General features: G+C 49.2%; 21 protein-coding genes. 11 read left to right on the forward strand and 10 right to left on the reverse strand.

What is annotated here, in order from left to right; translation table 11 throughout:
* The first annotated feature begins 50 nt into the window (after positions 1-50).
* Both IPL32_12990 and IPL32_12995 read left to right on the forward strand, forming a co-directional pair.
* Positions 51-1,247, forward strand: coding sequence for a VWA domain-containing protein (locus tag IPL32_12990; protein MBK8466738.1), 1,197 nt, complete (start codon positions 51-53; stop codon positions 1,245-1,247).
* 123 nt (positions 1,248-1,370) lie between these two features.
* Positions 1,371-2,525: a VWA domain-containing protein gene (locus IPL32_12995; GenBank protein ID MBK8466739.1), complete on the forward strand. Its 1,155-nt coding sequence runs from the start codon at positions 1,371-1,373 to the stop codon at positions 2,523-2,525.
* A gap of 55 nt (positions 2,526-2,580) precedes the next feature.
* On the opposite strand, the gene IPL32_13000 is transcribed toward IPL32_12995, so the two are convergent.
* Together IPL32_13000 and IPL32_13005 are read right to left on the reverse strand one after the other, a co-directional pair.
* The gene (locus tag IPL32_13000) at positions 2,581-3,609 is read right to left on the reverse strand and encodes a DNA/RNA non-specific endonuclease (GenBank protein MBK8466740.1); all 1,029 of its coding nucleotides are present in this window, start codon (positions 3,607-3,609) and stop codon (positions 2,581-2,583) included.
* A 1,205-nt stretch (positions 3,610-4,814) separates the two neighbouring features.
* Positions 4,815-6,110 (reverse strand): glucose-1-phosphate adenylyltransferase, encoded by a 1,296-nt coding sequence (locus tag IPL32_13005; GenBank protein MBK8466741.1) that lies wholly within the window; start codon positions 6,108-6,110, stop codon positions 4,815-4,817.
* 141 nt (positions 6,111-6,251) lie between these two features.
* Between IPL32_13005 and IPL32_13010 the strand changes: the two genes are divergently transcribed.
* Entirely contained in the window at positions 6,252-7,040 is a 789-nt protein-coding gene (locus IPL32_13010) for a transglycosylase domain-containing protein (GenBank protein MBK8466742.1), read from the forward strand.
* 222 nt (positions 7,041-7,262) lie between these two features.
* Here the strand turns inward: IPL32_13010 and IPL32_13015 are convergent, their stop codons facing one another.
* The 6 genes from IPL32_13015 to IPL32_13040 all read right to left on the reverse strand — a co-directional run bounded on the left by IPL32_13015 (position 7,263) and on the right by IPL32_13040 (position 13,195).
* The gene (locus IPL32_13015; protein ID MBK8466743.1) at positions 7,263-9,452 is read right to left on the reverse strand and encodes a S46 family peptidase; all 2,190 of its coding nucleotides are present in this window, start codon (positions 9,450-9,452) and stop codon (positions 7,263-7,265) included.
* Positions 9,453-9,576: 124 nt separating this feature from the next.
* A complete protein-coding gene (locus IPL32_13020; GenBank protein MBK8466744.1) occupies positions 9,577-10,389 on the reverse strand; it encodes a M23 family metallopeptidase in 813 nt (270 codons plus the stop codon).
* A gap of 335 nt (positions 10,390-10,724) precedes the next feature.
* On the reverse strand, positions 10,725-10,928 hold the full coding sequence (locus tag IPL32_13025; GenBank protein ID MBK8466745.1) for a hypothetical protein: 204 nt from the start codon (positions 10,926-10,928) through the stop codon (positions 10,725-10,727).
* Between the two features lie 12 nt (positions 10,929-10,940).
* On the reverse strand, positions 10,941-11,687 hold the full coding sequence (locus IPL32_13030) for a hypothetical protein (protein MBK8466746.1): 747 nt from the start codon (positions 11,685-11,687) through the stop codon (positions 10,941-10,943).
* The gene (locus tag IPL32_13035; GenBank protein MBK8466747.1) at positions 11,687-12,478 is read right to left on the reverse strand and encodes a hypothetical protein; all 792 of its coding nucleotides are present in this window, start codon (positions 12,476-12,478) and stop codon (positions 11,687-11,689) included. The genes IPL32_13030 and IPL32_13035 overlap by 1 nt, the downstream gene beginning before the upstream one ends.
* Before the next feature lie 123 nt (positions 12,479-12,601).
* Complete coding sequence (locus IPL32_13040) at positions 12,602-13,195, reverse strand: sigma-70 family RNA polymerase sigma factor (protein MBK8466748.1); 594 nt, start codon at positions 13,193-13,195, stop codon at positions 12,602-12,604.
* A 343-nt stretch (positions 13,196-13,538) separates the two neighbouring features.
* On the opposite strand from IPL32_13040, the gene IPL32_13045 reads away from it, so the two are divergent.
* Both IPL32_13045 and IPL32_13050 read left to right on the forward strand, forming a co-directional pair.
* Complete coding sequence (locus tag IPL32_13045; protein MBK8466749.1) at positions 13,539-13,943, forward strand: YtxH domain-containing protein; 405 nt, start codon at positions 13,539-13,541, stop codon at positions 13,941-13,943.
* A gap of 88 nt (positions 13,944-14,031) precedes the next feature.
* A complete protein-coding gene (locus tag IPL32_13050; protein ID MBK8466750.1) occupies positions 14,032-16,014 on the forward strand; it encodes a hypothetical protein in 1,983 nt (660 codons plus the stop codon).
* Positions 16,015-16,334: 320 nt separating this feature from the next.
* Here IPL32_13050 and IPL32_13055 read toward each other — a convergent pair whose 3' ends face one another.
* Together IPL32_13055 and IPL32_13060 are read right to left on the reverse strand one after the other, a co-directional pair.
* Positions 16,335-17,216, reverse strand: a complete 882-nt coding sequence (locus tag IPL32_13055) for a hypothetical protein (GenBank protein MBK8466751.1) — start codon at positions 17,214-17,216, stop codon at positions 16,335-16,337.
* 175 nt (positions 17,217-17,391) lie between these two features.
* Positions 17,392-17,739, reverse strand: coding sequence for a hypothetical protein (locus IPL32_13060; GenBank protein MBK8466752.1), 348 nt, complete (start codon positions 17,737-17,739; stop codon positions 17,392-17,394).
* Between the two features lie 389 nt (positions 17,740-18,128).
* Between IPL32_13060 and IPL32_13065 the strand changes: the two genes are divergently transcribed.
* From IPL32_13065 to IPL32_13090, 6 genes are all read left to right on the forward strand, one after another.
* Positions 18,129-19,208: a flippase-like domain-containing protein gene (locus IPL32_13065; GenBank protein ID MBK8466753.1), complete on the forward strand. Its 1,080-nt coding sequence runs from the start codon at positions 18,129-18,131 to the stop codon at positions 19,206-19,208.
* Positions 19,208-19,690, forward strand: a complete 483-nt coding sequence (gene nrdR / locus IPL32_13070; GenBank protein MBK8466754.1) for a transcriptional repressor NrdR — start codon at positions 19,208-19,210, stop codon at positions 19,688-19,690. Before IPL32_13065 ends, nrdR begins: the two co-directional genes overlap by 1 nt.
* 12 nt (positions 19,691-19,702) lie before the next feature.
* On the forward strand, positions 19,703-19,999 hold the full coding sequence (locus IPL32_13075) for a PilZ domain-containing protein (GenBank protein ID MBK8466755.1): 297 nt from the start codon (positions 19,703-19,705) through the stop codon (positions 19,997-19,999).
* A 74-nt stretch (positions 20,000-20,073) separates the two neighbouring features.
* Entirely contained in the window at positions 20,074-22,500 is a 2,427-nt protein-coding gene (gene lon / locus IPL32_13080) for an endopeptidase La (protein ID MBK8466756.1), read from the forward strand.
* A 152-nt stretch (positions 22,501-22,652) separates the two neighbouring features.
* Positions 22,653-24,428 carry a transglycosylase SLT domain-containing protein gene (locus tag IPL32_13085; protein ID MBK8466757.1) on the forward strand — a complete coding sequence of 592 codons (1,776 nt, stop codon included), beginning with the start codon at positions 22,653-22,655 and terminating at the stop codon, positions 24,426-24,428.
* 149 nt (positions 24,429-24,577) lie between these two features.
* Positions 24,578-25,963 (forward strand): LysM peptidoglycan-binding domain-containing protein, encoded by a 1,386-nt coding sequence (locus tag IPL32_13090; protein MBK8466758.1) that lies wholly within the window; start codon positions 24,578-24,580, stop codon positions 25,961-25,963.
* The last annotated feature ends 31 nt before the right edge of the window (positions 25,964-25,994 follow it).

The following is a 25,994-nucleotide window of genomic DNA, read 5'->3' on the forward strand; positions in this document are numbered from 1 at the left end:
AATCAAATCGGCGCTTTCCCAAGTATTACTGAGTCTGGAGAACGCGGTTGATGAAATTTGTTACTACATTAGGCCTTCTTTTATTGAGCTTCGCTTTTTCAGCGTTTGGGCAGACGGACAAGTCAACGCGCCCGCGAGTTGCGACTACGGCAACGCCGCCTAGAATTGCGAATGAGCCTTACAAATCCTCAACACCGAACAGTCCTCCGGTGTTGTCCGGCAGCAGCAGATATCCGAATCCATCTTCGTTGCCAACACCGCCTGCAAAAGCAGGTGATGACAACGAGGTTATCAAGGTCGAAACAAATCTTGTGACTATGCCGGTGTCGGTGCTCGATCGCGAAGGCCGATTCATTGCAGGCTTGCAGCAAAAGGACTTTCAAATATTTGAGAACGGCATCCAGCAGAAGGTTGATTATTTTCAGTCTGTCGAGCAGCCGTTTACAGTTGTTCTGTTGATCGACGTGAGTCCTTCTACGCAGTTCAAGATCGATGAGATACAGAACGCGGCCATTACATTTGTAAATCAGCTTCGGCCCGGCGACCGTGTGATGGTTATTTCGTTCGATGAAGATGTTCATGTTCTAAGCCCGGTCACAGGCAATCGAAACCAGCTTCGAAGTGCGATCAGAGAAGCGCGATTTGGTGACGGAACGAGCCTTTATGATGCTGTCGATTATGTGATCGACAATCAACTGCGGCAGATAGACGGCAGAAAGGCTGTAGTGCTGTTTAGCGACGGCGTTGACACCACATCGCGTCACGCGAACTACGACAGCACGCTGCGATCTACCGAAGAGGCCGATGCTATCTTTTACACTCTTCGATACGACACGTCTCGTGACATGGGCGGCAATTTTCCCGGTCCGGGAAGCCGAGGCGGCCAGGTTTCTATTGGCGACATTCTTGGTGCGATACTATCAGGCGGCAATGTAAATACAGGTCGGGGCGGCGGTTCGGGTTCTAGGGGCGAATATGACAAAGGTCGCAAATATCTCGAAATGCTGGCACAGAACAGCGGCGGACGTGAATTTGAGGCTCAGTCGCTATATAACGTCGAAGCGGCGTTCTCAGGCATTGCCGAAGAACTGAGACGCCAGTATTCGCTTGGCTACTATCCTGAAAACGTAGGCAAGGTTGGGGATAGAAAACAGATCAAGATTCGTGTTATGCGTCCGAACGTCGTCGTTCGAGCCAAGAACAGCTACATTGTTGGACAGACAACCAGGAATGTTGCCGGCAGATAACCCAAGATTCCTATGCAAAAGTTGCAAATCGAAGACGGACTTAAAACGTCTTCTTTTTTATCGATGCGGCATCCTTCTCTGCACTTCGCGGCATCGAATGTTGTATTCTAAGGTCAACATTCAATGAAGAATATCGGAACATACTTTGCTGCGGGTTTTATTCTTCTTTTTAGCGGCATTGGGATACTGGCACAGTCCGGCCGTGACACTTCTTCGTCGGGTGGTAAATCAAACCAGAGGCCTGTTAAATCTTCGCCAACTCCAGAACCAGGAAGTGTAAGTCCGGTTGATGACTCAGCCGCAACTGTAGATGATACAGAGGTCATCAAGGTTGACACTCAGCTTGTGACCATACCGGTGCGTGTGATGGACAAAAAAGGCCGTTTTGTCGGCGGGCTGGCGAAGGAAAACTTCAAGGTTTTTGAAGACGGAGTTGAAAAAGAACTCGCGTTGTTTTCAAACGAACAGCAGCCGTTTACCGTCGCTCTCGTGCTTGATATGAGTTACTCGACGACCTTCAAGATCACTGAGATACAATCGGCGGCTATTGCGTTTATCGACCAGCTTCGCCCGCAGGACAAGGTGATGGTGATCTCTTTTGATGAGGAAGTTCACATGCTCTGCGAAGCTACCAACGACCGCCAAGCCATATACCGTGCGATAAAAGGCACTAAGATCTCAACGGGCACAAGCCTATACGAAGCCGTCGATCTCGTAATGAACGAACGCCTTCGGAGGATCGAAGGCCGTAAAGCGATCATTCTGTTTACTGACGGCGTTGATACGACGAGCCGCAGGGCAAATGCAATGAATAACACCGGTGATGCGATGGAACTTGACGCTCTCATTTATCCTATCCGATATGACACTTATGCCGACGTTCAGAAAATGAAGAATGGGACAGGAATTCCGACAACGCCGCCTATTCAAAGCCCGATCCCACAGCAGGGCAGCATTCCTATTCCGTTTCCACTTCCAACGATCGCAACACCGAACAGCCGGGGCACAAGTGCAGAAGATTACGAAAGAGCCAGAGAATTTCTCGATCAACTCGCACTGCGGACTGGCGGCACTGTTTATCTCGCCAGCACGACAATGAATTTGTCGGAAGGATTTTCCAAGATCGCGAGCGAGCTGCGCGAATTTTACAGTCTTGGCATTTACCCCGATGACGTAAAGCCCGGAAAAGTCAGGAAGCTAAAAGTAAAGGTCGAAAGAGAGGGGTTGGCAGTGCGGGCAAGAGAAACGTATATCGTTCGTAAAAAACGGCAGAGATAATAAAACCGGCTACCAATAAATATGGCAACCGGTTTAATCCCTAAGATGTCAATAGTCATTTGATCGCGTCTTGAAGCCTGTATTTCCGTTCGGCTTCTAACTCATCAATCGTATATTGGTCAGGTAGCAATTCCCAATCCTCAACAAGCCCATTGTCCACGACTGCTTCGATAACGGCCTGAATCCCCAACGGCACATTTGAGAAGAAATCGAAACCTGTCAATGTTTCGATATTATCAACGCTGACGCGATAGTTGCGCCAGTTAAGCCCAAGGCCATCCTCATTAGGCATTCTGACCGCGATAGTTCGTGTTGAAGTTGTCACACGGGAAACGTCGTTTGTTCCTTGCGGTATGACAATTATGACTTTCCAGGTCTCTGTTGGCAGGGCAACTTGCGCAGGTCCAATAACACCGTTTATACCTGAACCGCCGGAAATTATGTAAAGCTCATTGCCCTGATTTGCCAACGTGCGGCAGTAGGTTTCTAGGTCCGCCCAAGGCCCTGAGTTGTTGTCCGAAGCTTGCGGGATAAAGTTCGTCATCAGGAACGTTGACGAATTATCAGGAACGGTTAATGTTCTGTCTCCTGACGGACACATATGCCCGCGATCGTAACCGGATCCGGAGTAACCGTTTTGGTTGACGTGATACCATGATGCCGGCAAAGCGGGATCCTCACGGTAATCATCCTGTCGTTGGGTACCACCCAGCCAAGATGGATCTAGATGCCAAGAAACCCAGTTTGGCCTGCGATTGTCTCGGTGATACGACAGGACGTAGGTCGATTTTAGCATCAAATAGTTAGTTGGCTGATTAACATCCGTGATGGCGTTCGAAGGATTGCCCATCGTTATATGAACGTTCGTCGGCGTTGGTGTACCCGTTGCAGTGTTTGTTGCAGTAGCGGTTGCCGTTGCAGTGTTTGTCGGGGTTCCGGTTGCCATCGGAGTGGCTGTATTCGTTGGCGTTCCGGTAGCTGTCGGAGTTCCGCCGCACAAATTTCCAGCATCGGACGTCGGGCCAAAAATCGTGTAGGTACTTGTATTACGATTGCCGCCGGAACCGTTTGGACAACGCTGCATTGAAACAACATCGCCGTTCGCGGCTATATTCTCATCAACCTGAGGCTGACCTCCATTCAGCAAAACAAGCAGGCCGGGGTCATCAGCGTCATTGGTGTCATAGACAATTGCATCGCGGAGATTCGTCGTAGTTACAGGTGTATTTACAGGAAAGTCCGTAGCATTGGCGGCGTAAAGAGCCACTGCATCTTGTCCGTTTTGAAGCGTGTTGCCTGCAAAGGTAATATCGACTCCGGGTACGCCAACGTTGCCGAGTGTAAAATACCCTTGTGCATTTGTGCTAAAACCGTCAAGGTCAAATGCGGCGTAAGACAGATCGTTCGATCCGTTGTAAAACACTAACACAAGCCCATCAAGAGGAGAGTTTCCGGCACCACCGTCATAAAGCTCAACAAACTCAGCCACATCGGAACCAGGCGTATCGGAATCAACTTCGTTAATGATCACATTTGGTGTCGCGGTCGGAGTAAAGGTCGCCGTTGCCGTTGAAGTCGCGGTAGCTGTGTTTGTCGGAGTGCTAGTAACTGTTGCTGTGGCCGTGTTAGTTGGAGTAGCGGTTGCAGTATTGGTTGGCGTATTTGTCGGCGTTGGCGTTGTGTTGCCGCCAAGGCTTGTCACCGATATACTGTCGAAATTAATGCGATTTGCTCCGCCTGAAATTTTGCGAAGTTCAAAGCGGATCGCCTTTCGGGCTCCGATAGTGAATGTTTCAGTCGTGAGCGACTGCGAACTTGAGGTGATGGTGGAGCCAAACTTCTGCCATGTCGCCCCGTCATTTTGTGAACCCCACAATTCCCATGTGCTGCTCGCATCTGTTCCGTAAACCGCATGTTGGACGGAGAATGTTCCGGCGTTAGGAACATTGAAATTCATCCTCACTGTGCCTGAGTTGCGAACGCGCGCAGCAAAGGTGCCGATTTTGTGATCGGTGGTCAGGCTTCCGGTGAGAGCGTCATCCAGTGTCCATTCACCCGTTTTCAGTGTGACCGTGCCAACAGCGTAGGAACCTTTGCCGCCAGCCTCAAAGCCTTCGTCGAGATTCGATGCTGCATTTGAGCTAAGGCCTATAAATGCAAAAGTATAGATCACAGTCAATGCTGCGATAGCCGAATAGATAATGTAATGTCGTTTGATCACGCTCTGCTTATCCTTGTGGAAATGCTACAGATTATATACCCATTTCACACCAATCCGAAGTTAAATGTCTAAATCACGGTGCCGTCCGCGATGACCGCGTTTTTTGGGATAATGATAATTCCGTCGCGGATATAGAACGATTTGTCGTCGGCTTCAAAATTTTCCGCTCCGTCCTTGTTAAGTAACTGAACGTTTTTCCCGATACGAACGTTCTTGTCTATTATAGAACGCCGTATGATAGTGTTCTCGCCAACGCCGATGTGCGGGATCCTGTTTGCAATGTTACCGGTAATTTCGGATATCGATTCAAAAAAATCCGAGCCCATGACTATTGAATCCTGAATGTCTGCGCCTTTATCGATACGACTGCGCAGCCCGATGATCGAATTGCGAACGCGGACGCCGTTCAGTATGCAGCCTTCGCTGACCATCGAATTATCGATATCGCAGCCGTGCATCTTCGAAGGCGGCAGATAGCGGCTGCGTGTGTAGATCGGCGCTGCTGCATCAAAGAAATTAAATTTCGGGAGCGGTGAAGCCAGATCGAGATTTGCCTCGTAAAAAGCGCGGATCGTTCCGATATCTTCCCAATAGTCTGTAAAAAGATGTGCCTGAACATTATATTTCTCGATGGCAGCGGGGATTATCTCGCGTCCAAAATCTACCCACGAATTATCGGCGTTGAGCAGCTCGACCATTCGGTTGTAGTTGAAAACATAGATCCCCATCGACGCCAGAAACGGACGGCTCTCGGCCTCTGCGGCAGACAGTCCAAAGGCCGTCGTATCGACAAGCATAGATTCGAGCAGGTCACCCGTCGGCTTTTCACGAAATTCGACGATCTTGCCGTTCGCATCGGTTTTCAGCAAGCCGAATTCCGGTGCCTCATCTCGTCGGCAAGGATGAACCGAAACAGTCATGTCAGCTTTGGTGTCGAAGTGGCGTTTGAGAAATACGGTGTAATCCATCCTGTAAAGATGGTCACCCGAAAGTATGAGCAACGTATCAACATGCTGATCGCTCAAGTGCGGCAGCACCTGACGAACGGCGTCCGCAGTACCCTGAAACCATTCAGGGTTCTCTTTTGTCTGTTCGGCTGCCAGAACCTCGACAAAACCCGTCGAGAAGCTTGAAAAACGATATGTACGCGAGATATGACGATTGAGCGACGCGGAATTGTACTGCGTCAACACGAATATCTGGGTGATCTCTGAGTTGATACAGTTCGAAACGGGCACGTCGATCAGTCGATACGTCCCGCCAAGCGGTACAGCCGGCTTCGACCGCTCATGCGTCAAGGGAAAAAGGCGCGACCCCGCACCGCCACCAAGTATTACCGCAACTACATTGTCGTATTGCCCCATAGCTTCTAAGTGAATAGTAAAACGTGAATCGTGAATAGTAAATAGCGATTAGTAAATCGGCGGGAACATTCCTGTGCTCTTGACTATTCATTATTCACTATTCACTATTCACTAAAAGGGATGTGGTATTGGATAAAAGTCTTGTCTCTCGTTCTTGTCGGAGCGTTGCTCGTGTGGTTTTTGTACGAGTTCATCACGTTCCCGGCGATCTCGCGTCTGCGGACTGAGAATCCGACGACTTCGTCGATGATCGAATACCGACTTTCGCAAGCGACGGCTGAGGGCCGTGAGCCGCGAAAGTTTATGATCTGGATGCCGATCGAACAGATCTCGCCTAATTTACAGCGTGCAGTGCTTGCGGGCGAAGACGCCAGATTCTTTGAGCACGACGGTTTTGATTGGGACGCGATCCAAAAGGCATGGGACGAGGCCGTAAAGGAAGGCGAAAAAGAAGCCCGCGAAGAGTGTGAGGCCGAGGCAAAGACGCCGCAGGAAAAGAAGGACTGCAAGCCGAGCGAAGACGACTGGATACCGCCGATGCCGAGCTTCAAACGCGGTGCTTCGACCGTGACGCAGCAGCTTTCTAAGAACCTTTTCCTTTCCGAAGACCGCAACTTCCTGCGAAAGGGCCGCGAAGCGGTTTACACCTACTTTCTCGAACGCGAACTCACAAAAAAACGCATTCTCGAGATATACCTCAACGTAATCGAATGGGGCGACGGCATTTACGGTGCCGAAGCGGCCTCGCGAGCCTATTTCAAAAAGTCCGCCTCAGACCTCACGCCGAGCGATGCCGCGTACCTCTCGGCAATGATCCCCAGCCCGTTAAACATCTTCAACCCAACCAAGAACCGAAAACGCGTCGTCCGCCGCCAGAAAGTCATCCAACGCGGAATGAACTCGATCAAGCTGGATTATTCGGAAAAGTAGCCCGCGACACTTGTCGGGGACGGCGCGACTATGGAAATGTCGTGTTTTTCCGAGGAAATACAGCGCATTTCCTCGGAAATATGGCGCGTTTCCCCGGAAATATGGCGCGTTTCCCCGGAAATACGGCGGGTTTCCTCGGAAATATCGAACTTTTCCAAAGAAAAAAGACTTCGTCCGTGTGGACGAAGCCTTTATCCAGTCGCTATCGCGCCCGGTTTTGACCTACTTCTTGCCTACGAGTTTCATTTCATCTACGACCCACTTCGCTCCGCCGAATTTTTCGGTGACGAAGAGGACGTATCGAATATCGACCGAGATCGTTCGATTTGCATTGTAATCGTAGTAGAAATCGTTGCCTAGGCCTTCGAAGTTGCCGTCGAAGCAGATGCCGACCTGTTCGCCTTTGGCGTTGAGGATGGGCGAGCCGCTGTTGCCGCCGATGATGTCGGTGGTCGATAGGAAGTTCAGCACGACGGTGTTGTTTTCACCATATCGGCCGAAATCCATCGAGTTTTGCAGATCGATCAGCTTTTGCGGTGCGTCGAACGGCTTTTCACCTGTATTCTTCTCGATCATGCCCTTGACGGTCGTGAACGGCGAGCGATATTCGGCTTCTCGCGGCGAGTAGCCTTTAACGTGGCCGTATGTGAAACGCATTGTGAAGTTCGCGTCCGGATACATCGTCGTAGTGCCGCGCATTTCCTTCAATGCCTGCATGTAGAGCACGCGAAGACGGTCAATGCTGCCGCCGAACTTGGCTCCACGAACACCGAGAGCAGCCTTTTCCGCCGCAACGCCTCTGGCGAAGGTGAGAATGGCCTCACGTTCCGGCAGGTAATCCATAGTTCGCGGCCCGTAAAGCCCTGCGGTTCTTTCGGCGGACGCATATTCGCCATTGACGATCGTATCGGCAAACTTTGCCTCAGCCTGACGGCGGGCAGAGCCTTTTAACGAGCCAAAGAGGGCTTCAGCCGGTGCGAACTTCTGCCCTTCCGGCAGATCGGCAAACGATTTGAGGAAGAACTTGAGCATCTCAAGCTCAAAGACAGGTTCACGTTTTTTGTAAGCTTCCTTGATCTGCTCCAGCTTTGCCGCTCTTTCGGTGTCGGTCAGCATTTTTGCCGGAGGCTGCGTAGCGGTAACTGCGGCGACGATCTGACCCAAGACCACTCCCGAGATCGGATCAGGGAAACGACGCATCATGACGTCACGTTTTGCTGTTGCATTCGACTCGTCGGACAGAGTTTTGAGATCGGCTAAAAGCGTACCGTATTTTTGCTGACGTGCCGGATCGGCGGCGATCCAGGCTGCCATTCTTGCTTCTTCAGCCTGACGCTGCTGGACAACATTCGAATTCCTGAGCCTTATGGCTCCGCCTTCGAAAACCTTTCGCGAATTGTCATAGCTTGCAACTTCGCCCTGTAGAGCAATGCGTTTTTCTTCATCACTTTGTCCGACCAGTCGGAGCGTATCGCCAACAGCCCGTAGCCAGCTTCCAAGGAAAGGGAAGTTGGCATCGCGAGCGAACTGGATCGACTGACTTTCGCGGTAACGTGTCGTTCCGCCCGGGAAACCGAGCACGAATACAAAATCGTTCTCTTTCAAACCGCCAATGTTCGCGGCAAGATATTTCTTCGGCTTATAAGGAACGTTATTCGGCGAATACTCGGCAGGTGAACCGTCCGGTGCGACATAAGCTCTCAGGAACGTGAAATCGCCAGTGTGACGTGTCCATTCAAAATTGTCCGGGTCGCCGCCAAAGACGCCAATGTTGCGAGGCGGAGCGTAAACCATTCGAATATCTTTGATCTCCGCTGTCTGGTAAAGATAGTAAAAGAAACCGCTCGAGATCGCCTGAATGACAATTTTGGAGCCTTTAGGTGCCTTTGCTTCTTCGGCAGCCTTGAGTGCATCTGTGTTCTTTTTGATCGCGTCCGAAAGCTCTTTGCCAGACAGGTTTTCTGTACCGGCTTTGATCTTTGCTGTCACGTCCTCGACGCGCTGCGTTAGCGTGATCGAGAAAGGCTTTTCGCCGTCTTTCGCTTGGAATTCACCCGCGCGGCTTCCGGCATTAAAACCTGTTTCTACGAGATCTCTTTCCGGCGACGAAGCCGCCACAAGTGCGTCGAATCCACAATGATGGTTGGTCAGTATCAATCCGTCAGGCGAAACAAACTCAGCCGAGCATCCGCTGTCCAAACGCACTATGGCGTCGGTTATTCCGCCGCCTGCCGGATTGTAAACTTCGCTAGGTTTAAGCTTGAGACCCTTCTTTTTAAGAGTGTCTGCCATTCCGGCGATCTGATCCGGCGTGTACATGCCTTCGTCATAGGCAAAGACAAAAGTGAAATTGGAAAGACATATTGCGATCAATATTGCCAAAGAAAACAAACGGTTATTTTTAAGTGTCATAAAGAACATTCCTCGATTACAAAGATTTAATTTCAGATTTAATAAATATTACCAACTAAATGCCTAAATACAAAAAAGCGAGCCATGATTTAGCTCGCTTTTTAGGTACTAAATGCAATTCCAATTAACGCTCAATGGCGTTGAGGTCGACTGGTTCAGCCGGAAGGAATAGGCGTGGATTGATCGGCTTGTCGTTGAGACGGACTTCAAAATGAAGGTGAGGGCCGGTTGAACGGCCTGTAGAACCAACTTGACCGATCGTTGTGCCTCGCGTGATCGTCTGGCCGACCTCGGCTTCGATCTTCGACATATGGCCGTAACGTGTTGTGAGGCCGTTGCCGTGATCGATCTCGACGAGGTTGCCGTAACCGCCTTTGTAACCAGCGGAAATGACTGTTCCATTTGCCGGCGCAACTATTACATCGCCGCGTTCGCCGTCAATGTCCATTCCGGGATGAAACTCATAGGCTCGTCCGCCGAAAGGATTACGTCGAAAGCCGAATTCGTTGTTGATCTTACCTAAATGCGCCCACATTGTCGGCAGAAAGTCTGGATCTGCATTGTTGCGGATCGCAAGCACTTCGCTGTCGATCTCGGGATCACCGCTGAGAGGCTGCTCGTTATTTGCCGGGCCGCCGCTGTTCAGAGCGTAATCGCCTCCCGCAGCGGGTTCAGCCGGATCGGGCTTTGGAGTCCTAACGACTGTTTCGGCTGCGACTCGAGTAAGCAGGGAAGTCCTTGCAAATGCCTCTGCTAACACAGGCGTTTCGATGAGACTTCCGATCCCGGCACCTAAAACTGTACAACAAAGAAATAAAAAGACACTGACCGAACCGAAATGCGCATAGCGTTTCGAGATTGCGATCCGTTTAATATAAATTCTCGATTTTGATGAATGCGATAAAAGAAAAGCGTATGACTTGTCGTTTTTCTGCATTATGCTTTTAAGCTCCTTTTAATGATTTCGCACTGAAAATAAAAAGCATTTTCAGCACGCGGAATCACGCAAGAATAGCCGCGAGCGACTAACGCGAAACCTACAAGAGTCAAAATAAACTACAAACTCTCGCTGAGTGTGGGTGATTTACCCCTTGATCGTCTCAAACACGATGATGAGAAACTTACTAATATAACAACATAAGCTACCCAAAAAGGCAAATGTGCCAAACCGGTACTATATGTAGCAATGCAGAAGCCCGCACGTTAGTAAAGGCGAAATACTCAGGTCGAAGGTTTCGCCCTTACTAACGTGCGGGCCTGTGCATATTTGAACTATCCGGCTCTCTGCTTATCCTGCCATGCACGAAACAGCATAAACCCGACAAAAGCAAAAACTGCTAGGAACGCCAGAACGATAATGAGTTTGACCGCAAACGCCAGAAAGCCGACAAAGCCGATCAGCGTTTTTAGAAGAACAATAACTAGAGCGATGATCGCAAGAAGACTTCCTACAACAGACGCGGCTTTTATGAACATAATTCAAACTCCTTAAATATCCCGCCAGTTTCCGCTTCGCGGCCGGTTGGTAAAATCGGCCATTTGATACTCGGCTTGGTTCGGCTGTGAACGGGCGATCGCAAAATTAGGCTGCTCACGAGGAGCATATCTTGATTCAGCAGCCTTTGGCTTTAGAATGTAGCCTCTGATTACATAAATTCCGAGGCCGATAAGCATCACAGGCAAAATAACCCTCGTTAAAAATGCACGATCAATAAATCGACTGAACACAAATCCGACACCCAGAACCAAAAGCACAATGCCCCACAACTTCGGATTGCCAGAAAATCGGCTTACTAATATATCATCGGCTACATCCGGCGTTAGTCCCGATCTTATCATCTGAGCAGTTCGCCAGGAGTCGAGAGCAGCAAAGAACCACATGCCCATAAAGCCGAGCACAAATAGCGGCGTTCCGCCAGTCAGGATAGCCATCTGGAACAGCCCGACAAAAACCGCAAAATACACAAGAGCTTTAACCGTCTGGCCGTTGTAAGCTGCTCCGAGTCCCGGACAGATCATCGACAGAAATGTCGCGATCACCGGTGAGGTGCGTTTCTTTACAAATGGCACATTGTCAGCGCGGGTTTGCTGTCTCAAAAGATCGACACCCTGAACGATGCAGTCCTGACAAAAAGGGAAACCCTTGATGCGGTGGTCACAAGCGGGACAAAGCGGACGTCCACAACTGTTGCAACCGACAACTGCAGCATTTTGAGTGTGATAGGCACAATTCATTATTTATTGTCCTCGTTTTTTACATCGGTTGTGCCGCTGATCGGATTTTGCCTGATCGTTTCTACCTCAGAATTTGGCTTGCCGTTCCACGCATCGGCGCTTTGCTGATATGTTTGCTCGGCGAGTTCTAAACTCTGTGTGTAAACCCCGGCGAGCGATCCGTCAGCCGACACCGTCTGGCTAAAGACAAGAAACGCAAAAAGGAACATCATCGCGACCGGAGCAAGCTGTGGAATGCCAACCGGAAATCGCAGTCCCTGAAACCATTCGCCAACCTGTGCTCCCCACGACATTTTTACTTCCTTAGCTTTTTCGGTGCCGAGGGTCAGATTGAGAATTCGTACATGCAAACCTGCGGGAAGCGGCAACTCTTCCATCTTGTATGTATAACAAGCCGCGATCGAACGAACGACCATTCCGGGCAGATCTTCGCAAGTAGTGCAAAGCGCTGCGTGGCGTTCCCATCTATGGAACGAAGCCGCCGGCAAAAATCCGTCGAGATAATCTGTCAGATAGCCCTCGAAATCCTCGCACGACATCGCCGTTTCGGGCATCGTCATCGAAATGACCCGTGCCTCAAGCCGCGTTATCGAAGGAGCGGGAACAGCAATATTGCGGCAGACCTCAAGAGATTCTTTTACGTCGTTGAGCAACGAATGACATAGCGGACAGCTAAGCGCGTGTGCCGCAACAGCCTTATGTGCCGGCGACTCAAGCGTCTTGTCGAGATAATCGGTCAACAGTTCTTCGAACGTCGAACAATTTACTATGTTTGTCTGCTCCTTTTTCATAATTATTTATACCTATGAGCCCCTGCGACGCTATGTAAAATCAATTCAAACCCTTGAAAAATCAATTGAAATATCACTTCGACAATCATCTTAATTCTCTGCGTCTCTGCGGTTAATATCTCCTTATATAGTCACAACCCTCATCCGTCTCAATATCTTCGCGAGCTCAATTCTCCCGCGATTGATACGTGATTTGACGGTTCCCTCAGGGATCTGTAACACGTCAACGATCTCCTGATACGTCAATTCCTCGATGTCACGCAAAATGACGCATGTTCTCAGATCTTCAGGCAATTTATCTATGCCTTCCTGCACCTGCGAAGCGAGTTCTTTTCGCTCCATCTCCTTGTGGGCCGAAGTCCCGGCTGCACGCAAATGGTAGGAATGATCGTCAACCGCGTCGGCCATCGAATTCTGCGGATTCCGTTGGCGGTGCCGGTAATCGTCAATTATCAAATTTCGGGCGAGCCGCATCAGCCAATTCGAAAGATCGCCTTGTTTCGCGTCGAATTGCTCAAGCGTCTTATAAATGCGGATGAAAACATCCTGTGTGAGGTCTTCTGCTGCGTCAACGCTCGATGTAAAACGGTAGGCAAGATTGAATATCCGGCGAGAATAAGCCGAGACAATATCTTCCCACGCCGCGCCGTCCCCTGCCCGAGCACGCCTGACGAGTTCCGCACCATTTATTTCGGTCACAGCCTTTAATGCTTCCAAAAACGTATTCTCCCGAAACTTTTACTGCCCCTTGCTCTAAAGCAACAAAGCACGAAACCTCGCCTTGTCAATGATTAGTTACGAGGCAGCAAAAACAAAAGTTCCAATAAAAATATAGCAGATTTAACGATTTCTTAGGTGAAATCTCATTTGTTACCAACCGCGTTACTCTTAAAACAGACAGTTTTGTCATTGTGTTCTACCATACATACAAACACAGTTATATTCCATATCCTTAGTCAATAAGCTAAGTTCTCCCAATAATACTTAGTGGCCGCCAGTATTGTGACTTGCGGCGGTACTTTTCATAGTCCAACCACTTTAATCAACGAGGAATAATAAAATGACAGAAAATAATAAATGTGAACACGGTTTCGCTAATGGCGTGACCTATTTGTTGATCGGCGGAACCATAGGTGCGGTCCTGGGGCTTCTTTTTGCTCCTAAATCAGGACTCAAATTACGCGGCGATATCGCTGATGTTTCGCGAAAAGGATACGACGCGACGCTTGAAAAAGCGGACGAATTGAAACGTCGGTCAACGGACGCTGTGCAGACTGTAAAGGACAAAGCGGAAGCCGTCTATGATTTCGCGTCCGGCAAACTTGCTTCGGGCAAAGATGTTGTCACTGATGCTATTTCCGAAGCCGCCGGATCGGTAATGGACGGGCTCGAAGGATTACAAAGTGAGTCTAATTCTCATTCAAAACAGGCTAAAAACGGTCAAAAAGCCTCGAATATTGTATAGCTCCGAACAGTCTTCACCCGTCGCAGCGAGGCAAAATATCCGGGAGGATCGACAATTTCCCAATACATGGTTCCAGGAGGACCACCTTATGAAAGTTAATTTAAGACATATTACATATTTTACATTGATCGCTTTAGCGTTCACATTCAGCACAACGGCTCAGGCACAGAATCGGGCCTATCGAGCAACTGACCGTCAGGTTCAGACACTTTTGGACCGGATCGAGAGCAGAACAAACGAATTCAAAACCGCGGTTGACCGCACTCTGGACCGAAGCAACATTGACGGAACACGACAGGAAGATTCGATCAATCAGATCGTCGCAAACTTTGAGACGGCGACAGATAATCTCAAAAACAACTTCTCCTCGCGTCGTTCCTCGTCTAATGACGTTCAGCAAGTGTTGGACAGGGCGGCGTTCTTGAACAGCTTTATGCGAAACAATCGCATGTCGCAAAACTCTCAAAATCTGTGGAGCCAGATCCGAACCGATCTGAACACGCTTAGCGGATACTATCAGGTGCGCTACACATGGAACGACGCCGTGACGCCGACAACATACCAAGGCTCATACACGGTAAGCGTTACGCAGATGAGAAATCTGCTAAACAGGCTCAAGCAGCGCAGCACCTCGTTTCAACAGAGTTTCAATAGCTGGAACAATCGCTATAACCGAAACGGGCAAATGGGTTCGGCGGCTAATGTACCGCAAAATATCTCGGAATTTAACCGTGCTCTGAATGATCTGAGCCGTAACTTCAACGATCGCAACCGTAATGCCGGTATCGACCAGGTTATGCGTCCGTCGGCTTCGATCAACAGCTTTATGTCGTCAAATCGCACGAACAATGACGTTACCAACAAATGGAACCTCGTCCGCGGCGATCTGAACACGCTTGCTAATTATTACCGAGTTAGCTGGGACTGGAACAATCCCATCTATCCCAACGACCCATACGGCAACAATGGTAACAGCGGTAACAATGGCAACTACGGTAACAACGGCTACAGCGACTTTGATTCGCGATTGACCGGTACTTATCGGCTGAATTCAGCTCAGAGTGACAACGTGCAGGACGCGGTCGCTCGGGCGATCTCGAATGCAAACATTGATACCAATCAGCGTGAACGGTCACGACGCGGCCTCGAACGTCGCTTGACGTCGCCTGAAACACTCACATTCGAAAAACGCGGCCAGCAGGTGACTATGTCATCGGCAAACGCTCAATCGGTGACTCTCAATGCTGATGGCGTCAGTCAAACCGAGACCTCGCCAAACGGTCGAACCGTTACCACGAATGTCACAGCGACAAACCGTGATCTGACGATCAACTACGAAGGCGACCGTATGAATGACTATTACGTCAGCTTTACGCCGATGAATAATGGCCAGCTCAAGGTTACTCGCCGCGTGTACATCGAAAACCAGAACACAACGGTGACAGTCGCGAGTGTGTATGACAAAACGAGTCAGACACCGGAATGGAACACGACCGGTTATCCGACAAACAACGGCGGCAATCAGTCAAACAGGTTTCTGATCCCGAACAACACCGCGATCGTCGCGACGCTCGATTCGTCGATCTCTACCAAAACGACACGAGATAACGACCGCTTTTCAATGACGGTTACTTCACCGTCGCAATATAATGGCGCCGTTATCGAAGGCACCGTCAATGGCGAAGGTTCCGGCGTCGTTTCGGGCAGAGCGAATATGACGCTCAGCTTCGATACGATCAGAACGCGTGATGGGCGTACATATGCATTTGCCGGTATCGTTGATCAGGTTCGCGATACAAATGGGAATACCATAACCGTCAATAACGAAGGAACGGTTCAGGACAAGAGCCAAACGACAACGACCGTTGTCCGCTCGGGCATCGGAGCCGCTTTGGGAGCCATTATCGGTGCCATCGCAGGCGGCGGTAAAGGCGCCGCGATCGGAGCAGTTGTAGGCGGAGGAGCTGGTGCAGGAACAGTAGTTCTACAAGGCCGCGACAACCTCGAACTCAACAGCGGATCGCAATTTTCGATCACTGCCACCGGCCCTTCAAATGTCGGCGTTCGGTAAATTTACCTAAATTGTCCCTTCCCAGGGAAATGATCTTAATTGATGTGGCCGGTCGCTGAAATGCGGCCGGCTTTTTTTGTCGAAAGTAAAACCGCAAGCGAATATGCGCGTACTACAGGCCTTTCTATTTGTGGCCGACCCTGATCGTGTTTTCTAGCCACAGGAGCATTGTTAGCTCCTTGTCGATACCATCCACAACGAGTTTTCGGTGGATACGCTCCTTAAGACGCTTTCGAAAGGGATCCAAAAAAATAGAAGATTATCTCAGACAAAAAAGGGCTGCCTGATCGGCAGCCCTTCTAGGATAAATCGGGTGATGGTTATTGTTGACACCATTCACCTGTCCGCTGCAGACAGTTAAACTGATCCACAAAGAACATTTCCGCCTTTAACGGGTTTCCATCTCTGGTCGACATCCAAAGGAAAGCGTCCTTTGCGATGACGCCCTTCGTGGGGTCGCTCAGGATCGGAGCCATTACATAATGTCCGATGTTTGGGCCTTTCTCTGAATCGCCGTAGTCCATTGTCAAATACCCTTGTTCGTAAAGCATTTGGAGATCTACGAGGGTTTTAATGATCGGCATACCATCAGTTGCGGTCCCATTCTTTTCACGCATGTATTGCATGATTTTGACTCCATCCACCGAATGCGCCTTTTTGCTGTAATTTACAAGAAAAACTTCGCGCAGCCCGAGCGGATTCGCCGGTTCGGCATACCACGCCAGCGAGTTATCGACCAGCGGTGCCTGCCTCGTGTTCACAATTGTGTTGTAGGTGATGTACTTCTCGTCCGGAAACAAATAGATCGGGAAAAGCTTCGCCATTTGCATGGCCATAATTCCGACTGTGTCCTCGGTAAATCCGGTGTTTGTAAGCTCACCCAAAGGGTACCAGAAATAAGGTTCACCGCCTTGGGTATATGCCGGTACTGTCACTGTTACGCGTACGTTCCGATAATTGGTGTACCTTTGGTCGTTAAAAACCGATAACCCATCAGCACCATTTCGCCTCCAGATTATGCCTTTATAGTGCACACCATTCTGCATGTAATACGAATCCGAGAAATCATGCGGATTTAACGGCGCAGCCCCTCCTATTGGCGGACCAGGCTTTTGCGCAAATGACGTAAGTGTAAAAAATAATGCAAAAAATACAAACGTTGCGATCATCAAAATTTTATGTGATCTAATAAACCTGTTCATTTTGGTACCTCCTCGATTAATCGACTGGTATGACGTCCCAAATGGCTTATGGATGTTGCCGGTTTTTGTCGCTGTTACCGGGCTTTCGGCGTCCTCTAATATACGCTTAAGGCAAGTGGCGTTCCGTATCTCGAGCATGGTATGGAGTCCGCGTTGACTGGCTCAGATGCGCGGGTCACGAAATTGAAGCTGTGAGCGGATCTGGACGTTTGAAGATTATATACTCGTGGTATTGAGACCCCCCTGAAGTTGTTCCTGCTGGTTCCCATCCAGCCGCGCCCAGCTTATTCAGCTCATCAACACGTTCTGCCCGTTCTTGATCTGAGTGGATTCCCTTGATCTCGAAAATACAGTATTCCCAAGCCTGCATTGGCAACTTCTTCATTGCGAAATCATCCGTGATGGCCAAGGGTGACCTTTCACCATTGAATGGGCTGTCCGCAAAGGCAAAGTTGAACTTCGTTTCCATACTTTTTTCAATTATCGTTGTAGTTTCCATCACACCCAATATCAGTGCAAACACTGTTCCGTTGATACGGCACCGTCCTAAATGCCTACCTAACAATTCAAAGCCGTCGCGGCCGCGTCTAAAAAGTGAAAATTAGCGTCCTGAAAGCGCGAGAAAGTCCATACCCTTGTGAAATATTTCACAGGAGGGGGCATTCCGATCCGGCGGCCGATGCGGGTTTGTGTTGTTGAGCGATAGCAGTGGCTTTTTGGGTGGAGCGAGGTGGCTTTTTTATCTTCTCAAATGGCTTTTTGGGCATTTGCGAATGCCAATTTTTCCATTTTTCGCTCTAATGCTGTATCTTAATGTCTTTGTCGCTTTCCAACAGACACTGTGGGAAAGATAGCTTAACAATCTGTCCAAAACGAAAAGGAGCCGTTCGATAGGAATTCGGCAGCATAGATTTGCGTAAACATCTAAAATTCATCGTCCTTTTTCTGGTCATGGTTGTCATCCTGTATTTTTTCGGGAGGAACCTGGATTGGGCAGAGGTGCGCTCCGGTTTGGCAAAGGCTGATAAGTTCTATTTGGCTTTGGCATTTATCGGGATCTGTTTCGGCTATTTTATCCGTGCAGTGCGTTGGCAAGTGCTGCTCAAGCCGATCTCGGATTCGCGTCTTCATGATCTTTTTGCGACGACTACAGTTGGTTTTGCGGCAATTCTAATCGTTGGCCGCGCTGGTGAGATTGTTCGCCCGATGTGGCTCCCGATGCGTGATCGCCGCATACGTCCGAGCTCTGCGTTCGTGACCATAGTACTTGAGCGAATCCTCGACCTTGCGTCGGTGATGGCGTTCTTTTCGATCAGTCTTATTTGGTTTCGAATCCCGCCGGAACATGCCGATCAATTTGCCTATATTAAATCTGCCGGAAATGTTCTGAGCGGGCTGATTCTGGCCGGCATAATCGGACTTGTCGTTTACCATCGATTTTCAATACCGATCATTTCGTTCTTCGAGCGTCTGATCGACCAAAAATTTATTCCGGGGCGGCTGCAATACCTGATTCTAAGCATTTTGAAAAAGCTCGCGTCGTCGCTCGACATCCTCAAAAGCCCGTTGGGCGTGTTTCTGTCAGTTTTTTGGACGGCAGTTTTGTGGATCTCGATCGCGATACCGACATGGTTGATCTTGCTGGCTTTTGGCCTAACATCGGGTGGCGGTATGCCGATGACGTTCCTCGACTCGACTTTTGTAATGGCTGTGGCAACACTTGCCGCCCTTACACCGACGCCTGCAGGCGGAGCAGGAGCGTTTCATTGGGCAACTGCATTCAGCCTTATTCTTCTCGGTGTCGATAAAGATCAGGCGGCAGCAGTCTCGATAATGATGCACCTTATCTACTTCGCACCGGCGCTGGTGTTCGGGTTATACTATTTGTTCCACGGTGACATTAGTGTCGAACGTTTTCGTAGCCTGCTCTCAAGCGAGAACGCCGAACGTGAGATCGAGACAGATTCGCCGGATTTTCAACCAGAAAGCTAATGCGTTGTCCTTTTTGTTCACATATAGAAGATAAAGTCGTAGATTCGAGGGAATCTAAGGACGGCGATTCGATTCGCCGCCGCCGCGAATGCTTGGACTGCGGCCGCCGCTTCACGTCCTACGAACGCATTGACGAGATACCCTACATGGTCGTCAAAAAAGACGGCAAACGCGAGAGTTGGGACCGAAATAAGGTGCTCGCCGGGCTATTTCGTGCGTCGGAAAAACGTCCGATCTCGACACCTCAATTAGAAGCGATCGTCGATGAGGTCGAAAAAAATGTACAGGATTCGCTCGACCGCGAACTTTCGACCAATGACATCGGCAAGATCATCATGCGGCGGCTAAAAGCTCTCGATAAGGTCGCATATGTTCGTTTCGCATCTGTCTATCTTCAATTTGAAGACGTGTCCGAATTTATGTCCGAAGTAAAAGACCTCGTCCGTTCAAAAACAAGAAAAACCAAGAAAACAAAAAAGTAGGAGGAAATATCTATGTCCGAACAAAGAAAATACGAACGTAAAGAATATTTTGCCGAAGCTTCGTTAGAGTTTTCCTCCGGAAATTATCAGGCCCGCATTGGTGAGATCAGCCTCGGCGGCTGCTACGTCGATTCGATCGCAAGTGTCGTAGAAGGCGAGCCAATATCGCTTACAATTACGATCGGACAGGGTGATTCACAGCGGTTTACCGGCGAAATTGCATACCTTTTACCGGGGTTTGGTTTCGGCGTTCGCTTTTTAGATCTCACCGAAGAAAAAACGAACTTTCTCCGTCGGATCATCGGCTAAACCCAAGCCTGCTCGCCGTCCCTCCACTACTCAAGTTTTGCCCTTTTGTTCCAAGTCACTTAACATAAAAGTTTATGGTTGAGATCGAAGAATTTCCTATCTCTCTTGAGACAGATGTTATCGAGCCCATGGTGCAGATACCGGCGGAACTGCCGGTTCTGCCGCTGCGCGACATTGTTATTTATCCTTTCATGATCGTCCCGCTTTTTGTCTCGCGTGACAGGTCTATAAAAGCGGTCGAAACTGCTTTAGGCCAGGACAGGATGATCCTGCTCGTGTCGCAAAAAGACGTAAATAAAGAAGAACCGGAACAGGACGATCTATACACCGTCGGCACCGTTGCCATCATCATGCGAATGCTCAAATTGCCGGACGGCCGTATTCGCATTCTGATACAAGGCCTCTCGCGATGCCGCGTAGATTCGGTAATAGGCAGCGGCGATTATGTTAAGGCCGGAGTAACGCCGATATCAGAACCTCTTGCACCAGAAAATTCGCTTGAGGTCGAGGCTCTTGTGCGTAATGTTCGCGGTTCAATGGAACGTGCCGCGAGCCTCGGAAAAAACATCTCTCCTGAGGTTTTAGCGATCATCGCCAATCTTGATGACGCCGGACGTTTGGCCGATCTTTCTGCGTCGAATCTCGAACTCAAAGTCGAAGACGCGCAGAGCGTGCTCGATATTGAAAATCCTGTGCCTCGGTTGAGACGCGTGAATGACCTTCTGAGCAAAGAGATCGATGTACTCACGGTTCAGCAGGAGATAAACACACAGGCGCGTGCCGATATTGACCGGTCACAGCGGGAGTATTTCCTGCGGCAACAGTTGAAGGCCATACAATCTGAACTGGGTGAGGGAAATGAACTTTTCGAGGAGATCGAACAGTATCGCGACAAGATCTTAAAGGCGAAAATGCCCGAAAATGGAGAGGAAGAATCGCTCAGACAATTGAAAAAACTTGAGCGTATGCATCCCGACACAGCCGAAACCGCTACGCTCAGAAATTGGCTGGATATAATGACCGATCTTCCATGGTCAAAAACCTCAAAAGATAATCTCAACCTGAAAAAGGCCGAAAAAATTCTCGATGACGACCATTACGGCCTTGAGCGTGTAAAAGAAAGGATCGTCGAATCGCTTGCCGTAAGAAAGCTTCGCGAAAAGCCAAAAGGCTCGATCCTATGTCTCGTCGGCCCGCCCGGAGTAGGCAAAACGTCACTTGGCCGTTCGGTAGCACGAGCATTGAATCGTAAATTTATCCGATTGTCGCTTGGTGGTTTGCATGATGAAGCCGAGATTCGCGGACATCGACGAACTTATGTCGGAGCAATGCCCGGCCGCATCATACAAGCAATTCAGCAAGCGGGAACGAACAATCCTTTGATAATGCTCGACGAGATCGACAAGGTCGGAGCGGATTTTCGCGGCGACCCATCGAGCGCTTTGCTCGAAGTGCTTGATCCCGAGCAGAATTCGACATTTCGCGACAACTATCTTGGCATCACCTTTGATCTTTCAAACGTGATGTTTATGACCACTGCCAACGTGCTGGATACGATCCAACCTGCTTTGCGCGATAGGATGGAGATCATTTCGCTTTCAGGCTACACCGAGGAAGAAAAGGCCGAGATCGCCAGGCGTCATCTGATCCCGAAACAGATCGAAGAGAACGGTTTGGAAAAGAACGACGTCAAATTTGACCGCAAGGCCGTAGCAAAGATCATCTCCGAATACACGCAGGAAGCCGGCCTAAGGCAGCTTGAGCGTGAGATCGGCAAAGTTTGCCGCAAAGTCGCCCGAAACAAGGCAGAGCGCGAAGGCGGCTTCAAGCCGATGCAGATCACGCGAGACAATCTTAAGGATTTTCTGCGTGTGTCGCGAATCTTTAACGAAGGTGCATTGAAGAAGGATCAGATCGGTATCGTTACGGGCCTCGCTTGGACAGCCGTCGGCGGCGACATCTTGTTTATTGAAGCATTAAAAACAAAAGGCAAGGGCAAACTCTTGCTCACCGGCCAGCTTGGCGAAGTGATGCAAGAGTCTGCTCAAGCAGCGTTCTCGTATGCAAAGGCACGTTCAAAAGAGCTTGGGATAGACGAAACTGTGCTTGAGAATTTTGACATCCATATCCATTTGCCCGAAGGAGCAATACCGAAGGACGGCCCAAGCGCAGGTATTACGATGGCGACGGCACTTGTGTCCGTTTTGGCCCAGCGTCCTGTTCGCAAGGATGTGGCGATGACGGGCGAGATCACTTTGCGTGGCAACGTGCTTCCGGTAGGCGGCGTCAAAGAAAAACTGTTAGCGGCACGGCGGGCAAAGATCAAGACGGTCATCCTCCCGGCGCCGAACGAACGTGATCTGGAAGACCTTCCACAGGAAGTTCGCGACGATTTGACGTTTATATTTGTCGAAAACGTGCAACAGGTGTTCGAAGTTGCACTAAAGGCGAGCATTTTGCCCGCTGAGGGCCAGAAAGCCAAGGCGTCAAAGGCGTCTTAAGCCATCGCCAGAGCCAATAGCCCTTATTCTATAAGGACTTAAGCTTTGACAAGGTGCTTAGTGGATGGTAAAATCAAAGGATTAAATTGCGATATTTTCTGCTCGGCAGGAGATACGCAACTTTTGTGATTATAAGACGTTAGAGTTATTTAATGAAAAAAAGCAATTTTAGATTTTTTAGTATTATAGCGGTATTATTTTTTGCGTTTGGTTCGAGTTCGAACGCGCAGAATACTCCTGAGATAGAAAAGGCAAAGGAAGCGGTCAATACCGTCCTTCGTGAGTCAGGAGTGGCTTTTAAGGAAGGCCTGCTTGCCTATGAGGACAGTCGAATGTCCGATTCCGGCGAGAAATTTAACAGATCAGTAGAAGTTTTCCTCAATTCTACGCTGAATATCCAGCGTGAGCAGAACCTTCAATCGTGTTACGACCAGCTTATCGAGACGGTATATCTCCTCGAGTTTCCCGATAGAGGCCATTTGCCGAGGATCAAGGACCTTTCGGCGACCTGCAAATGGACCGCGATCGATAGCGGTTTGGCGGATAGGATCAGCAGCCGAATTAAGACCGCAACACCAAAGTCTGCGGGGTTGCCTTCCGATACAACCGTTGCTGTGAATGCCGCAAGCCAAGCAAATCTTGCTAATAGCGGATTTAACACTCAAAAGTTTGAAGCTTCGCCGCTCGACGAGCTTTCGCAGCTTAAATTGACAGCGGACGAGCAGCAGATCGACGACAATCCTGTCGCCCAGCAGCAGTATCAGTACATCCAGTATGCGGTCGCCAATAAATCACTCGGGTTTGCCTTTCAGGTCCATCCGATGATCCAGCAGTACATAAATTACTATCGCGGACGCGGGCGTACGACGATGGAAGTCGGGCTTTACCGCTCGGGAATGTTCATGCTCATGGCCCGCCGCATCTTTAAGGAAGAGGGAATTCCTGAGAATGTCGCGTGGCTCGGACAGGTCGAAAGTGCTTGGAAGCCCGGAGCAATGTCTCACATGGCGGCGTCGGGCTTGTGGCAGTTTATCCCAGGAACCGGTGCGAGATACGGACTGCGTAGAACCGCTCATGTCGATGAGCGAAACAGCTTTGACGAGGCGACGCGAGCATCTGCACGATATTTGAAGTTTCTCTACAACCGCTACGGCAACTGGGAACTCGCAATTGCCGGTTACAACTGCGGCGAGGGCAACGTTGACAAGGCGATCCGCCGTGCAGGCGTCACAAATTTCTGGGCGGCCTATCCATATCTTCCTCAGGAAACGCGTAACTACGTTCCAAACATTCTGGCTACGATCTTGATCGCAAATAACCCGAACCAATATGGTTTTGGCCATATTCGTCCAGCGGCTCCGCTGCGTTATGACCGCATCAGGATCCCGGCTTCGACGAATTTGAGCATTGTTGCACAGGCTTCGGACACGACCGTTCAGTATTTGCGTTACCTTAATCCGCACCTTCGCAGCAATTCGACGCCGCCTGAGCCTTACGTCATCAACGTTCCGGCTGGCCGCGCAAATCAGGTTGTCGCTCTTTTCCGACGCATACCGGCTTCGCAGGTAAACAACACGAACCTTGCAAATTCTTCGTCGGGCGAAACCTGGCAGAATATCTCGAACCGGACCGGCGTCACAGTCTCCGAACTGATGGCGGCAAACCCCGGAATGTCAGTGCCTTACGGCAAAGTATTTGTTCCTGTAAGAGGCAACAATCTACAGGCGACATCGTATTCTCGGCCTACAAATAGGCCGACGTCGCTCGCTCCAAGCAACGTAACGATCGTCAAGGCTAAGAAAGGCGAAACGGTTTTGAAGATCGCCGAGCGATACAAGGTCAATGCGACCGAACTGGCAAAATACAACGGCGTGCTAGCGAACACAGTTCTGCCCGCCGGACGCGAGATCAGAATCCCTGCGAAATAAATCTCCTAATCCTATTAAAATAAAGATGGCCATGCTCTTCACGGGCATGGCTTTTTTGTTGAAATTCCAATTCGTGGTGTAAAATAACCATGAACTTATCTTAAACGCTGAGGTTCTCTTTCATGTGGCGAGGTCTGCAGACAGTAGTAGTGGTGTTTTTCGTAGCCGCATTAGTGGTTGCTCAAGTTGACGAGTCTAAGTCAAGTAATGAATCGCCAATACAGGTTGTGAGCACAGTAGCCACAGTGCTACAGAACTCCGGCATTTCGTTCAAGGAAGGGTTGCTTGCCTATGAGGACAGGAGGTTTGCTGATGCCGGTGAGAAATTTAACAAATCCATTGAAGTTTTTTTAACTTCAGCAATGAACATAAAAAGTGAACCTAAACTTCAGGGTTGTTATGACCAGCTGATCGAAACGGTATATCGGATTGAGTTTCCGTTTAAGAGTCAGTCTCCTCAGATATCCGAAGTGGTGACACGTTGCGAATGGAAATTAGACGACCAACTTATCGAAAGAAGCACAAGATCAGTGTTACAAAATGCGACTCAGCAACATCCATTAAGTGGCGAAGAAAAAGAGGTATTTCTGGCGAGAAAAAATTTGGACGAAACTCGACAAGAATTTGATGCTAAAGAAACCCTATTGACTGCTCTGTTAATCACCCATGGTCAAACAGAAGAACCAAGACTTGAATTAGCAAAAAAAGACTATGACCAAGCCCGTATCCATTATATTAGAGCCCACTATGCATATTCTCAGTTGAGGAAGCGATTCCCCCCGATAAAGGACTCTCCGACAATGGGTTTTACGAAGCAAACATTTATCCCCTCTCCATTAGACGATCTAGCAAAACCTGTACTCCCGGAAAAAAAACAGATTGAACGAAATTCTGTAGTTCCATATAGTAAATCCACATTACTTGACAAACCGATAAGCACTATTGTTGTTAGGGCTAAAGCGGGTGATACTGTAGCCAAAATTGCTGCTCGCTATAGGGTAAGTGGTATCGGTATCGCAAAGTTTAATGGACTTCTTCCTAATACGGTTTTAGGTGCAGGACGGGAAATCAGGATTCCACGCGAACAAGTTAGCGAAACTTGGCAAAATATGTCCGATAGCACAGGTGTAAGTGTTTTAGAGTTAAAGGCGGCGAATCCCGGTATGATGACGCCAAAAGGGAAGGTCTTTGTGCCTGTGTCAATAAAAGGAACTCGTATCAGTAGTGGTAATTATTCAGGTCCGACTTCAATCGAGCAATCTGAACCCAAAGATAAAAAACTACTCGGTCCAAAACCATACCAAGCTAAGGACGGCAAAGTGGCTATTGTGATGGCCTATTTCAACGAATCGTTACATGACCCCTATTCAATGCGTATAGTTCGCTGGTCAAAAGTGACCGGAATCAATATAGGTAATGAACCATACTGGAGAGTTTCCGTTAAATATCGCGCAAAAAATCAAATGGGGGCATACGTTTTGAGCGAGAGGATTTTTAATATTCGCCGTAACAAAATTGTTTCGACTTTTGAATAAGATTGATTGGGAATTATATATCATCACGGTT

The organism is Chloracidobacterium sp., from assembly GCA_016711345.1.
GTDB lineage: Bacteria > Acidobacteriota > Blastocatellia > Pyrinomonadales > Pyrinomonadaceae > OLB17.